The sequence below is a fragment of the Pseudomonas asuensis genome (genome assembly GCF_014646755.1).
Classification (GTDB): Bacteria; Pseudomonadota; Gammaproteobacteria; order Pseudomonadales; family Pseudomonadaceae; genus Chryseomonas; species Chryseomonas asuensis.
Genome location: NZ_BMNW01000006.1, coordinates 284,341 through 296,696, shown reverse-complemented (window position 1 = coordinate 296,696; position 12,356 = coordinate 284,341). Strand labels below are relative to the sequence as shown.

Sequence of the window (12,356 nt, the reverse complement as noted above, 5' to 3'; positions counted from 1 at the left end):
CCTACCATTCCTTTCGATATCAGCGTGGCCTAAGCCACTGGTCAAGCCAGGCAAAGGCGGCTTCCTGTTGTTCCTGAACAAACACATGGCCAAGCTCAGGCCATAGCTGTGTTCTGAGGTTCAGCTCTGCCTGTCGAGAGCGCCATATACGGTGCACCTTATCATAGGCCGCTTCGACCGACTCCGAGGGGAACAGCGTGTCCTTTCCGCCGTTGAAAAGCAATAATGGGCGTGGTGCAGCGATCCCGGCGATATCTGGAATATCCAGCCGAGCGGGTATGCCTGGATGCAGCATGTAGTACGATGACTGGCCACGCAAGACGTTATTTCCTGGCGTCATGAGGCCTTGGTAAGTTCCGAACCAGGAGATAGCGGCGGTCGCAGCAACTTTGTCGGAAAGGGCGGCCAGTTGCCAGGCACGAAAGGCGCCCATGGAGAAACCGACGACACCAATTCGGCGTGAATCGACCATTGGGAGCGTTGCCAGAAAGTCGACTGAGCGCATGTCCTCATAGGCCATTGTCCCCGCGAGCGAGCGTCCCAGGTTGAAGAAGTTACTGGCAAGAGCCTGCTGCTGTTCATACGTTACCGGACCACGCTCCCCCCAACCCAATGCATCGACCGACAGAACCACATAGCCTCGCCTGGCCAATTCATCCCCAGGGAAGCGACCGGAAAAATACTTGTCGGCCCACTGTTGGGCTGAAGCTGATACCGCGTGATCACCCCATGGTTTGACCATCTTTTCCTTGCCAATATCAAAACGCGCACCGTGGTCATGCAGCATCAGTACGGCAGGATGTGGGCCGGGAGTATCTGGTAGCAGAAGCAATGCATTGACTCGGCTTTCATCTGTCAGGGTAAATCTGATTTTCTGCGCCTTGTAGCCCGAGCGCTGCTGCTGGTCGATGACTTCAGGATGGAATGCACGTTTTGAGTCAGGCGTGACCAAGGCATCGCGTAGTAACGTTCGTGCATGGCTCCGCCATTTGGGGAAGTGTTTGTAATGACCGGAAAGCCAGCTGTCCGGGTAGGTCATCTGTTGTTTAAGAAGTAAATAATTGCCGGGAAGGGCATCGTCAGTTATTGGCTGAGAGGCGGACGAGGCTTGTGCATATGCAGTGCTGACAAGGCTCACACCGCAGAAAAGGAGTGCTTTTAGAATATTCACTTTACGACCTTGGTTATTGTTGTTAGATCGAGCAGAAGTATAGTTGGTGGTATGACAACTGGAAGCAAAGGTGATGAACCCATCTTTCAATTTGAACATCTTCTGCTCAAGCGGATTCAGTAAGATGATGCCTACCGTTACGTCCTATCCCCTTGTTGAATTCTTTTGACCTGGGTTTGGTCTCACACGCATCTTACGTCCGACAGGGAAGAACCCCTTGCAGCCTATATTTCTCACCTTTATGGCAGTGAAACCACCCAGGTTAGCGTCTTTCATCTCCAGCGCTATGAGCAGCGGTCTACGCTACGCCTTGGGCGCTTTCAGTATGATGACACTATTCGTGGTGGCTGGATGTGGAACCCATTCTACGCAAGAGGCACTAAAGCCCAGCCCTGCTGAGGTGCAAGCCAAGATCGTGAAGCTCATGCCCAGTAGCGTGCCTGATCGGCAGGGTTGGGCCAGAGACCTCTACACTGCTTTCGATGCACAGGAAATTGCTCCGACCACGGAAAATATTTGTTCCGTACTGGCAGTGACTGAGCAGGAATCAACTTTCCAGGCGAACCCACGTGTACCGGGTATGGGCGCGATTGCTCAAAAGGAAATTGATCGCCGCGCTGGCAAGCTCCATATACCTGCTTTCCTGGTTCGTACCGCCTTAAACATCCGCTCGCCCAGCGGTAAGACCTATAACGAACGCCTTGCTTCGGCGCATACTGAAAAGGAGTTGAGCGATATCTTTGATGATTTCATCGGAATGGTACCGCTAGGCAAGACGCTTTTTGGTGGCTTCAACCCTGTCGAGACGGGCGGCCCGATGCAGGTCAGTGTGGCGTTTGCTGAACGCAAATCCCGAGGTTATCCCTACCAGGTCGACGGCTCAATCCGTAGCGAAGTGTTTACCCGGCGTGGTGGGATGTACTTCGGAACGGCGCACCTGCTGGGCTATCCCGTGAGTTATACCCAACAGATCTACCGCTTCGCCGATTATAACGCCGGTTGGTATTCCAGCCGTAATGCAGCCTTTCAACAAGCTGTGAGTAGCCTGACCGGTGTCTCTCTTGCGCTTGATGGGGATCTTATCCGTTATGGCTCCTTAGAGCCTGGGTCAACCGAGCTTGCAGTGCGTAAGCTCGGCAAGCGGCTTGACATGAGTGAGCTGGCCATACGCCGGGCGCTTGAGAAAGGCGAGACGTTGGCGTTTGAGGAGTCCAAACTCTATACGAGCGTTTTCGAGCTGGCCGAGAAAAAGGCAGACAAACGGCTACCCAGGGCGATATTGCCAGGCATTACGCTAGAAAGCCCCAAAATTACTCGCAAGTTGACCACTGCCTGGTTTGCCAAGCGCGTTGATGAGCGTTACCAGCGCTGCCTGGCGCGGGCCAAGTAACACACCGACGTTCCGGCCTGCTGAAACGTATTTTCAGAATACGACGGGTTACGGCCGATTGCTCGATGTTCGCCTCTGCCCATAAAAGGAAGGGCTTGAGCGTATCGGCCATTCAGTAAAGCGGTTTTTACGGTAACCGGTACGGTTGGAAAGGCGGTACGCCAGACAAGGCCGTTTTCAGGGGCTGCGACAGCATCTCCTGGGATAGTTCAGCTAATGCTGCTTGGCCGCTTATTGAAGCTTGAGGGAATTTCAGGGGAAACCGCACTGCCCACTCATCCGCATAGCCTGGTCAGAACGATGTTTATTGTGCCTCTTTCTTAACGGCTCGTATTGCGGGCGACAGCAGAACTCTTGCGACGAAGCTCATGGATGGCATCTTCGATAATAGTGTCCATAAGCTCCTGATTCGCAGCATGACGGCTTAGCAGGCTTCGCTCGACTTTAGCAGGCGTCTTTGGGTCGATAAGCGTAATGACGAATACATCGCCACGGCTTTCAAGAGTGTACTTGACCGGCGGGTCGAGCGAGGCAAGGCGATGCTTCAAGGTATTCAATGTTATAAACCATTCTGGCGATGTTTCTATTTCGACAGGTATGGTCTGGGCGGCGTTCCAGACATTCGGTCTGAAATACCATGCTAGAGCGTCTGCTTGCTAGCAATTCACTGGCATAGTGAGTGTAAATACCGTTCCCTCATCGTGATTTGAGGTCACTTGTATCTGCCCGCCATGAGAGCGAGCGATTTCGTTGACGATATATAGCCCTATGCCAAGGCCTTGTTGAAGATTGGTCTGAAGTGTCGTTCGGCTGGCGCGCCAATAGGGTTGAAACATGCCGGAGAGGATACCTTCAGGAAGTGGCTCGCCATCGTTATGTACGGATAGCGTCAACAGGCCCTTATCGACATGGGCACTAATCAGTATAGGATGCTCAGGGTTGCCGTGTTGAATGGCATTGGCCGTCAGATTCGACAGGAGCTGTGCAAGTCGATCAGAGTCACAGTATACGGTCCCCAAGGTGTTTACCGCACTTTCGATCCGGCGCTCGGGATAAGTCGCTTGTAATTCATCTACAACCTGCTTGAGATGGAGTTCCAGATTGCGGCGCTCTTCTTTTGCGAGCGGAATACCGTTACCCAGCTGTCCTCGGGAAAAGTCGAGAACATCTTCTACCAATCTAAGTGCTCGTTGCGCAGACGCGTGAATCAGCTCAACCAGGGAGCGCTCTTGCTCATCGTGGGATTTCCGAAGTAAACGCTGGGCGCCGGCAGAGATAGAGAACAGTGGATTGCGTAGATCGTGTCCCACCAATGCCAGAAAATGCTCCCGTGATTTGGCGGTCAGCTTCTCATCAAGCAATTTGCTTTCGGTTTCGATAAGGTTTTCCTGGGTCTCAATTTCCAGCGCCAGAAGGTGGGTGAAGGATTCCATCATGGCGAGGGTTTTCGTCTCATCCAAATCAGCTGGCTCAGGGTCAACTGCGCAGAGCGTGCCGAAAAAGCTGCCATCGCGTCGGAAGATAGGCACTGAAATATAGCTTTCGAACCCATAGCGCAGGGGAGTGGGGTGTTTACAGTAGCGGGAGTCCGCACTGACATGCTTGATCAGAATAGGATTCTGATTCGCATGAACCTCCCGACATAACGTGGTGGTGACATCCAATTCGTCCCCGACATTGAGTCCAAGACCGATCAGGTCATGTACAGCGCAAGTGGTCCAGGAATCTTCTGTAACCCGAGCGACTGCCGCAAAGCGCAGGCGAGTGCTTTCTGATATGACTTTGAGAATGACACCAACTGCGCTGATTCTCGCGATGATGGAAAGATCATTCTCGAGTGTACGTATCATTAAGGTGTACCTTGAAGCGAGGCGTACTTCGTGGCTGCGCCTGACAGTGAATTGCGATAGTGAACGCGATTATCGCTTCGTTGACAACCTCCTGATGTCTAGAGGTTTACTGAGTGGTCATGCAGCTCCTGAACGCTTACGACCAAGTTGTTTGCTTTTATTGCTCATTGTTTTCTGAACGCGCTAGGCTGCTACTGCCAGCAAGTGTGCTATGTCATGTCAAAATGTACTTGGAAGCGTTGAAATCAAACATCTGGTTGTGTCTGGATTGGGCGACTTTCAACCGAGACGCCACCGTCACGCGCCACCGTTTGAATCACTGGCTAAATAAAGATCAATATCCTGGATACAGTGAGCACAGCGTCCCAAGCGGTGAGCACACGATCAGCCTCAAACCGATACGATACCCTGACAGGTCATCCACAGCTTGAAAGCTTCTGGCGTGGCCTGACTTAAAAGGCGTGTTTTTGCGGGAGCTACGGTAGTAGGTAAGTCTGGTGTCGAAACGGCAGCAGACCGTTATGGGCTCGCATAAAGGCACATTGTTTTCAGGGCTCGCCTTCCCAATAATCCACACTGGACTGAGGCCGCTGGATCACGCGGAACGTCCTGACGCCCTTGGCAGAGACAGAGGCAAGGTATTTTCCTGAGTCCGGGTACTCCACCACTTCAGGTGAGTCCTTTGTACTGATCGAGAGATACTTCAAAGCCGCTTCCGAGGTGTTGATGATCTGGTGCGGATAGTCAGGGCCGGCCGGGATGAAAAGAATATCACCGGGCTGAATAGGCAGATGCTCATCTGCCACACGAAGCGTACCGTGGCCTTCCAGAATGATGAATGCCTCTTCCTGAGCGTGATGAAAGTGATACGGACATGAGCGCTTACCGGGCGGAACGATATCCAGGGACAGCCCTAGCTTTTGTGCGGCTGTTCCCTCGGAAAGGCTGCTGCTTTGGCTCTCATACAACGGGTCGCGTTTTTCATGCGTCAACGGCACATGGTTCAGGTTACGGATAAGCGCCTGAGTCAGCAGGGCGGCCTTGTCGGTGAACGTCGTCATGGCTAGGACTCTGTGGGTTGTCTAGCTGTGCAGCATAGACAACCGCGCAAAGAGCAGCTGGCTTTTACTGTTTCTCTGTTCACAGGCAATACGGTTGTTTGTTATTGCAGACAGATCCTTGCCTTCAATAATGACAGCCTTATTGCTCAGTGATTTACAGATAGATTTATTCCTCTTCGGGCGCCAGCTTACGGCGTGTGAAAAGGGCTTCCAGGATCTTATTCAACAGCACCACCAAGCCGATAAAGACCAGACAGTAAACAATAAAATTATCAGTGCCCATAAGCTTGGAAAGCTTACCGGCAATCATTGCAGACAGCGCCAATACACAGACGAAGCGAATGCCCAGTACTAATGCAGACGTGTACTCATGAACCGCATTCTCAGGTTTCACGGGGCGCTCACTCGTTTCCATAGTCCAACTACCTGGCAAGTCTGATTGCTTGCCTAGCTACTTTAATAGCATTGCAATAGTGCTTTTCCGAGCAACATCCTCCAGACGATCATTTATGGCCGATAGGCGTCAGTTATAACGTCGACTGACCATGCTAAAACGCCTAAGTGCCAGAAAATCGGCGCGACCGTGAGAGCAATCAGGTACAAGGGACTAAGGGGCAAATGCTCCAAGGCTGTCATAGGATCTTTCTGTAAACGTATAAACCTTTGACTGCAGGGCATCTCTTAAAGCTGTGGTGTTGCTACGGCACTACCTGGCTGGAATGAAGCAGAGCCCCCGGCAACACCTGAGCCTGATCGAGCAGTGCGGGAGCTACCGTATTCACACGGATAGCACTCGGTGTGCTGAACCGTGTGTAATCGATAGCACACCTCAAGCGTGTTGTAACCAGTACGTGTTATATCACCGCTTGCCGCCGGGCAGTCTCTATGCCACAAAGAGCCGCTTGATTTACGCTGTCACCATCCTGCCGCGGCCCTGTTTACGGCAAAAGAGCCGCCTTTAGAGCGCTCCATAATAAGCGCAACCGGTATTTATGGTGCGGCAGTAAATCGAACCGCCCCAAACCGATCCTTGGCAGCATCCATAGCCTCTTCTAGCGTTTTGAAAGGCTTGCTAAGGATCATGTTCTCATGCGTACCGCCTGATATGCTCCAATCACCCGCTTGGTAGCCAAGGTCGGTGCCTTCCTGCTTCATATCATCGACCATGTTCTGGGTAACTTTGTGTATCACACATACAGGATCGTGAGCGCTATCGAGTGAACGAGGTTCCTCTTGCTCCTCACTCATATAACCTACAAGCATCTCGCTATTGGTGAGAGAAAGTTTGTCGCCTTCCTTGATCAGTTCATCTATGAACAAGTGAATAGCTTCTGCATTTAGATAATGGTCTCCGGCAATAACTTCTATCTCGGACATCCATCTCTTTGTTTTGGAGCTGATTTGCTTTAAGAGCTTGTCTAGCTTCTCTGCTTGAAATTGATCAGCAAACGTTTCTGATACGAAAACAAATACCATCACAAAGCGCTCTGATCGGTTGCATGCGTGAAAGGTATTAAGCTCTGTTTCCAGCCAGAATCTAAAGGATGCTTTAGTAACCGAACTGCTAGGGCTCAGGCAAAGAATCCCGTCTTGAAAAATCATGTATGTCTTTACCCGATTTGCTTGGAAAGTCCAAGAATACAGAGGCCAGGGGCCATACAACAAACCATCATCAATAAATGCCTTGAATCTTATGGGGCGCAACACCGTGCTCAAGCGTGATACCAACACCTGAGTTTTGCTACAACAGCTATGAAGCGTAGCAAGCTGATCCTTTAATTAGAGCGCTGGAAGATTAGTATTAGTCGTGATACCCGTCGCTCTTGGGGCCTTTGCTTTAATGAATTCTTTTTACCAAAAAGAGTTACTATTAATATAGATCGGAAGACGGACAAGCTGCTCCCTAGATTTACTGGCTTAAGAGGAGAGTGTCCTGCAAACCTTTTTAGATCATTTTCTGTTTGGTTTAACGCGTCCGTATCGAGCTTTTGGAAGGGACACTATCTATAGAAAGACTTATGAAAGTGGTTTGACGAAACGAATTCCTATGCCATCCCCACCTCATATTAAGAGGTGAATGATCGCAGGGCTGTAACCATTGGCGACTTTCTGTAGCCTAACTACAGGCAGCAGCAGACCGGCGATGCTCACAGTTACAACTGGAAAATAGCGCCTTGATGATGTCACTCATGAGACTGGCCGCTCGCTTCACGCTGCGGTTCTTTCGTCTTGTCGCCCTTGAAAGGGCCTCTGCACTGACGGGAGCAATAGCAGAGCCAATGATCACTTCTGATCAGTTGCTACTCACTAAGTCTGTAGTCGCTAAGGTAAAAACCTCACCGACTACATGGTTAGAAATGGGCGCTATTGAGCAGATGTCATCACTAACAGGGTTAACCTGCTGCAACGATAACTAAACAGTCCAAACGCGATTGTTTTATAGCGTCTGACCCAATAACCCTGCCGCATTAGCACGCGCCGTATGCAGTTTTTTATAGCTATCGATCAGGCGCAGGTGTCTATCAAGCCCTTCCAGTTTCATACTTGTAGGCGTCAGGCCGAAAAAGCGTACGCTTCCATCTACGGATCCTAAAACGGCATCCATCCGAGGATTGCCAAACATCCGGCGGAAGTTGAACTCGTAATCCTCTAGCTCCAGGTCATCGTCCAACAGTACCTCAAGCACTACATTCAATGCCTGATAGAACAAGCCGCGCTCCACAGTATTATCGTTGAACTGCAAGAAAGCGCCTACCAGCTCGTGCGCCTCTTCAAATCGTTGCAAGGCCAGATAAATCAGCAGCTTCAACTCAAGAATGGTCAACTGCCCCCAAACAGTATTGTCATCAAACTCAATGCCGATCAGGGTGGTAATGTCGGTGTAATCATCTACCTCGCAATGCTCCAGACGCTCGACCAGTGCCTCCAGGGCGGCATCGTCCAGATGGTGCAGGTTCAAGATATCCGCGCGGAAAAATAGCGCCTTATTGGTGTTATCCCAGATCAGATCTTCCACCGGATAAACTTCCGAATAACCGGGCACCAGAATACGGCACGCCGTTGCGCCCAGGTCTTCATATACCGCGACATAGACTTCCTTGCCCATGTCTTCAAGAATACCGAACAGGGTTGCGGCTTCTTCAGCATTAGCGTTTTCACCCTTGGCGGAAAAGTCCCATTCGACAAACTCGAAGTCGGCTTTGGCGCTGAAGAAGCGCCACGACACTACTCCACTGGAGTCGATGAAGTGCTCTACAAAGTTATTAGGTTCCGCCACGGCCTGGCTTTCAAAGGTGGGTTGAGGCAGGTCGTTGAGGCCCTCGAAGCTGCGGCCCTGCAACAGCTCTGTCAGGCTGCGTTCAAGTGCGACTTCAAAACTCGGATGCGCTCCGAACGAGGCAAACACGCCACCGGTACGCGGGTTCATCAAGGTGACGCACATCACCGGAAATTCGCCTCCTAACGATGCATCCTTCACCAGCACTGGGAAGCCTTGCTCTTCTAATCCCTGAATACCCGCCAGAATGCCTGGGTATTTTGCCAGGACGTCCTGAGGTACATCAGGCAGGGCGAGTTCGCCTTCCAGGATTTCGCGCTTCACTGCCCGCTCGAAAATTTCCGACAGGCACTGCACTTGTGCTTCGGCTAACGTATTGCCGGCACTCATGCCGTTGCTGAGATACAGGTTTTCGATCAGGTTGGATGGGAAATATATGACCTCACCGTCCGACTGGCGTACGAAGGGCAGTGAGCAGATGCCGCGGTCTATAGTGCCGGAATTGGTATCGTACAGATGCGAGCCCCGTAATTCGCCATCGGGGTTATAAATTTCCAGGCAGTAGGCATCAAGGATTTCAGACGGCAACGCGTCTTTACGGCCAGGCTTGAACCAGCGCTCGTTGGGGTAATGTACGAATGTCGCGTTGGCGATGTCCTCCCCCCAGAACTGATCATTGTAGAAAAAATTACAGTTCAGACGCTCGATAAATTCGCCAAGGGCCGACGCCAGGGCCGCTTCTTTAGTAGCGCCTTTGCCGTTGGTAAAGCACATGGGCGAGTGTGCATCGCGTATATGCAGCGACCATACATTAGGGACAATATTGCGCCACGAAGCAATTTCGATCTTCATCCCCAGGTCGGCCAGAATGCCCGACATATTGGCAATGGTCTGCTCCAGCGGCAGATCCTTGCCTGCTATAAAGGTGCTCGCGTCTGAGGTCAGACCCGGTATCAATAGCGCCTGTGCATCGGCATCCAGGTTTTCTACCTCTTCGATGACAAATTCCGGGCCCGTCTGCACGACCTTTTTAACCGTACACCGCTCGATGGAACGCAAGATCCCTTGACGGTCTTTGTCGGAGATATCCGCAGGCAGTTCGACCTGAATCTTGAAAATCTGCTGATAGCGATTCTCGGGGTCAACAATGTTGTTTTGCGACAGCCGAATATTGTCGGTGGGGATATTGCGCGTCTGGCAGTACAACTTCACGAAGTAAGCCGCACACAATGCTGACGAAGCCAGGAAGTAGTCAAAAGGTCCTGGCGCCGAGCCATCGCCCTTGTAGCGGATAGGCTGATCGGCTACGACCGTAAAATCATCAAACTTTGCCTCAAGCCGAAGGTTGTCGAGAAAATTAACCTTGATTTCCATGCGGAATTACCGAAATGTGAATAAACGAATTGGCCACCATTATCCGGTATCTAGGCAGGAAATTTTTGCCTTTAGAGGAAAGCAGACGGTAAATCCTGGGTGGTCTTCATGAAATGACAGGCTAGACCAGCTGTATAAGTGCAGTGTAGGTAGGGCTACACGGGTTTGCTAAAGTTTAGAGGGCAGGGCGGGGTTGCCTCCGGTATGACGTGAATACCTCTACATCAAAGAGGCGTATTTCGCGTCAGAAAGCGCCAAGGCTTGAGCAGGATCAATAAGGTATCCCCAGACTTCTGTACGGTGAATATTCACACCGAACGCTCAGGAGTCTCTGATGCCCAAGAAATTTCCTTTGCAACCCAAACACCCGGAACGTATCTGCTGGGGTTGCGACATGTACTGTCCTGCACATTCTCTTGCCTGTGGTAACGGTGCCAGCCGAACGATGCACCCGGTTGAACTGTTTGGTGATGATTGGGATACATTTAATACGCTCGGGGATGAACCAATGAAGGATGAGACAAAAGAGCACGACCAAAAGAACTAACCTCAACTCTTACACTAGAAGAGAATTGCGTTCATCCCCTGCGCTTAGCATAAGGTCTGTATAACGCAGTCACCAGGGTTTGAGTATCTACCAACGGGTTGATTGACTTGCGGAGCTTTCAATAAAGAAGGGTCTAAGATTTGGCTATGTAACGGTTATCAGCTGCCCTTACCGACAGAGATGATCCGCAGATAGAGGCTGTCTACCCGAGCACTCAGATAATTAGTGCGTCCGTACTTTTTTGGATGCAATCAAGACCATTGCGCGGCACCGATTCATTTAAATCAGTTGTAGCCGTTCATTTAACAGGCAGAATGATTACGTCAGAGATAGCCATGCTTATAACCGTATAGGGGTTCGTAGCGTTTGTAGCCGCTCTACATGTCATTTGGAAGGAGGAAGCGACAACTCCTTCATGCCAGCTGTCGTCAGCGTTACTGGGCCAGAGTCGACACTTGTGATCAGGTAGTAGCCATCAAATCCCGTCGATATTTGACAAAGCCGCGCTTACTGTCACCTTTAAATCCTGCCCGCTCAAAGAAGGCATGGGCTTGGGTGCGGTGTGTTGAGCTTAACAACATGATCTTTGAACAATCCTGACCCATACAAAGCTGCTCAATGGCTCTGATCAATTGTTTGCCTATTCCTGCTCCGCGTTTTACTTCATCAACAATGATATTTTCAACTACCGCAAATGGCTGAAAACCAAACATCGCATCTTTACAGAAAATAAGTAAAGCGCTGGCTATGACTGCACCTTCGTATTCACCTACCAAAAGGTAATGTGTAGGATCGTGCTGTAATTCCTCCAAACGTTCTGGAAGCACTTTAGTAAAGGCGCTTTCCACCAGCTGGTTGTACAGCCTTCCCAGGGCATGAGCGTCGTTAGGCTGTGCTCTTCGAATCATTAATATTCGTGATGTAGCCTTTATTGGTTTTCTTCGATCAAGCAACATGACTCAGGAGCGGTCACAGTGTTGACGTGCTGCTTGGCAGCGTACCTACTTTCATAACCAACTAGCGGTTAAGTATGGTTGACCGTCTAGGGATACGAGTTTTTGCCGTAAGGCATACACACGAAATAGTAGTGGCTTAGCCTGACAGAGACACTAAGTGTTCAGAAGACACTGTTGGGTATTAATTTATCATAACGACCGGCCGGCTCATTTTCTACCTGTGAGAAAATGAGCCATAAACTTCCAGGCTGTGTCCGATGACGCCTAACGCCTTGCTATGCGGCCCTCTGATGAGTTAGGGCCGCCATGTTACCAAGTACTTATTGGAGCCAACCTTCAACCACATCGGCGCCATGCTCGGCTTTCCAAGCCTTGAGCGTCTTGTGATTACCGCCTTTAGTCTCAATAACTTCACCCGTTTCCGGATGCGTGTAACGTTTCACAACGCGGGCGCGGCGTGGAGTTTTATCGGGGTGAGCAACCAAACCCTGAGGTTTGCGGGAGTAGCCGGGATCGATAATAGCAATAATATCGCCCAGATTTTTACCGTACTCGCCCATCAACGACTGGAGCTTGGATTCAAACTCGATTTCGCGCTGCAGCGATTCATCGTTTTTAAGCGATTCGAGTAGTTGAAGTTGAGCTTTCAATTGCTCTTCGGCGGCACGGAATTCAGCAAGCTTGGACATAAAACCCTTAGTAGTAAGAAGTAGGAATTAACATTTTATCG

At 50.6% G+C, this 12,356-nt stretch carries 11 protein-coding genes; 2 read left to right on the top strand and 9 right to left on the bottom strand.

The window, feature by feature from the left end; translation table 11 throughout:
* Nucleotides 1-19: 19 nt before the first annotated feature.
* Complete coding sequence (locus IEX86_RS15230) at nucleotides 20-1,270, bottom strand: dienelactone hydrolase family protein (protein ID WP_229685361.1); 1,251 nt, start codon at nucleotides 1,268-1,270, stop codon at nucleotides 20-22.
* A gap of 226 nt (nucleotides 1,271-1,496) precedes the next feature.
* On the opposite strand from IEX86_RS15230, the gene IEX86_RS15225 reads away from it, so the two are divergent.
* A complete protein-coding gene (locus IEX86_RS15225; RefSeq protein WP_308423902.1) occupies nucleotides 1,497-2,561 on the top strand; it encodes a DUF1615 domain-containing protein in 1,065 nt (354 codons plus the stop codon).
* Nucleotides 2,562-2,881: 320 nt separating this feature from the next.
* Here IEX86_RS15225 and IEX86_RS15220 read toward each other — a convergent pair whose 3' ends face one another.
* The 6 genes from IEX86_RS15220 to IEX86_RS15195 all read right to left on the bottom strand — a co-directional run bounded on the left by IEX86_RS15220 (nucleotide 2,882) and on the right by IEX86_RS15195 (nucleotide 10,123).
* On the bottom strand, nucleotides 2,882-3,118 hold the full coding sequence (locus tag IEX86_RS15220) for a hypothetical protein (protein WP_188866977.1): 237 nt from the start codon (nucleotides 3,116-3,118) through the stop codon (nucleotides 2,882-2,884).
* 99 nt (nucleotides 3,119-3,217) lie between these two features.
* Entirely contained in the window at nucleotides 3,218-4,411 is a 1,194-nt protein-coding gene (locus tag IEX86_RS15215; protein WP_188866976.1) for a GAF domain-containing sensor histidine kinase, read from the bottom strand.
* A gap of 548 nt (nucleotides 4,412-4,959) precedes the next feature.
* On the bottom strand, nucleotides 4,960-5,472 hold the full coding sequence (locus IEX86_RS15210; protein WP_188866975.1) for a cupin domain-containing protein: 513 nt from the start codon (nucleotides 5,470-5,472) through the stop codon (nucleotides 4,960-4,962).
* A gap of 166 nt (nucleotides 5,473-5,638) precedes the next feature.
* On the bottom strand, nucleotides 5,639-5,866 hold the full coding sequence (locus IEX86_RS15205; RefSeq protein WP_188866974.1) for a hypothetical protein: 228 nt from the start codon (nucleotides 5,864-5,866) through the stop codon (nucleotides 5,639-5,641).
* 596 nt (nucleotides 5,867-6,462) lie between these two features.
* Nucleotides 6,463-7,188, bottom strand: a complete 726-nt coding sequence (locus IEX86_RS15200; RefSeq protein ID WP_188866973.1) for a hypothetical protein — start codon at nucleotides 7,186-7,188, stop codon at nucleotides 6,463-6,465.
* Between the two features lie 721 nt (nucleotides 7,189-7,909).
* Nucleotides 7,910-10,123 carry an OsmC domain/YcaO domain-containing protein gene (locus tag IEX86_RS15195; RefSeq protein WP_188866972.1) on the bottom strand — a complete coding sequence of 738 codons (2,214 nt, stop codon included), beginning with the start codon at nucleotides 10,121-10,123 and terminating at the stop codon, nucleotides 7,910-7,912.
* Between the two features lie 334 nt (nucleotides 10,124-10,457).
* Here IEX86_RS15195 and IEX86_RS15190 point away from each other — a divergent pair, with 334 nt between their 5' ends.
* Entirely contained in the window at nucleotides 10,458-10,670 is a 213-nt protein-coding gene (locus tag IEX86_RS15190) for a DUF3079 domain-containing protein (RefSeq protein ID WP_188866971.1), read from the top strand.
* Between the two features lie 461 nt (nucleotides 10,671-11,131).
* On the opposite strand, the gene IEX86_RS15185 is transcribed toward IEX86_RS15190, so the two are convergent.
* Together IEX86_RS15185 and IEX86_RS15180 are read right to left on the bottom strand one after the other, a co-directional pair.
* A complete protein-coding gene (locus IEX86_RS15185; protein WP_229685360.1) occupies nucleotides 11,132-11,578 on the bottom strand; it encodes a GNAT family N-acetyltransferase in 447 nt (148 codons plus the stop codon).
* Nucleotides 11,579-11,946: 368 nt separating this feature from the next.
* Nucleotides 11,947-12,315, bottom strand: a complete 369-nt coding sequence (locus IEX86_RS15180; protein WP_188866970.1) for a histone-like nucleoid-structuring protein, MvaT/MvaU family — start codon at nucleotides 12,313-12,315, stop codon at nucleotides 11,947-11,949.
* Nucleotides 12,316-12,356 lie beyond the last annotated feature (41 nt).

Coding starts and splice junctions, on each gene's coding strand:
- IEX86_RS15185 (WP_229685360.1), bottom strand. CDS start 11,578: ATGATTCGAAGAGCACAGCCTAACGACGCTCATGCCCTGGGAAGGCTG.
- IEX86_RS15190 (WP_188866971.1), top strand. CDS start 10,458: ATGCCCAAGAAATTTCCTTTGCAACCCAAACACCCGGAACGTATCTGC.
- IEX86_RS15180 (WP_188866970.1), bottom strand. CDS start 12,315: ATGTCCAAGCTTGCTGAATTCCGTGCCGCCGAAGAGCAATTGAAAGCT.
- IEX86_RS15210 (WP_188866975.1), bottom strand. CDS start 5,472: ATGACGACGTTCACCGACAAGGCCGCCCTGCTGACTCAGGCGCTTATC.
- IEX86_RS15225 (WP_308423902.1), top strand. CDS start 1,497: ATGATGACACTATTCGTGGTGGCTGGATGTGGAACCCATTCTACGCAA.
- IEX86_RS15230 (WP_229685361.1), bottom strand. CDS start 1,270: ATGTTCAAATTGAAAGATGGGTTCATCACCTTTGCTTCCAGTTGTCAT.
- IEX86_RS15195 (WP_188866972.1), bottom strand. CDS start 10,123: ATGGAAATCAAGGTTAATTTTCTCGACAACCTTCGGCTTGAGGCAAAG.
- IEX86_RS15215 (WP_188866976.1), bottom strand. CDS start 4,411: ATGATACGTACACTCGAGAATGATCTTTCCATCATCGCGAGAATCAGC.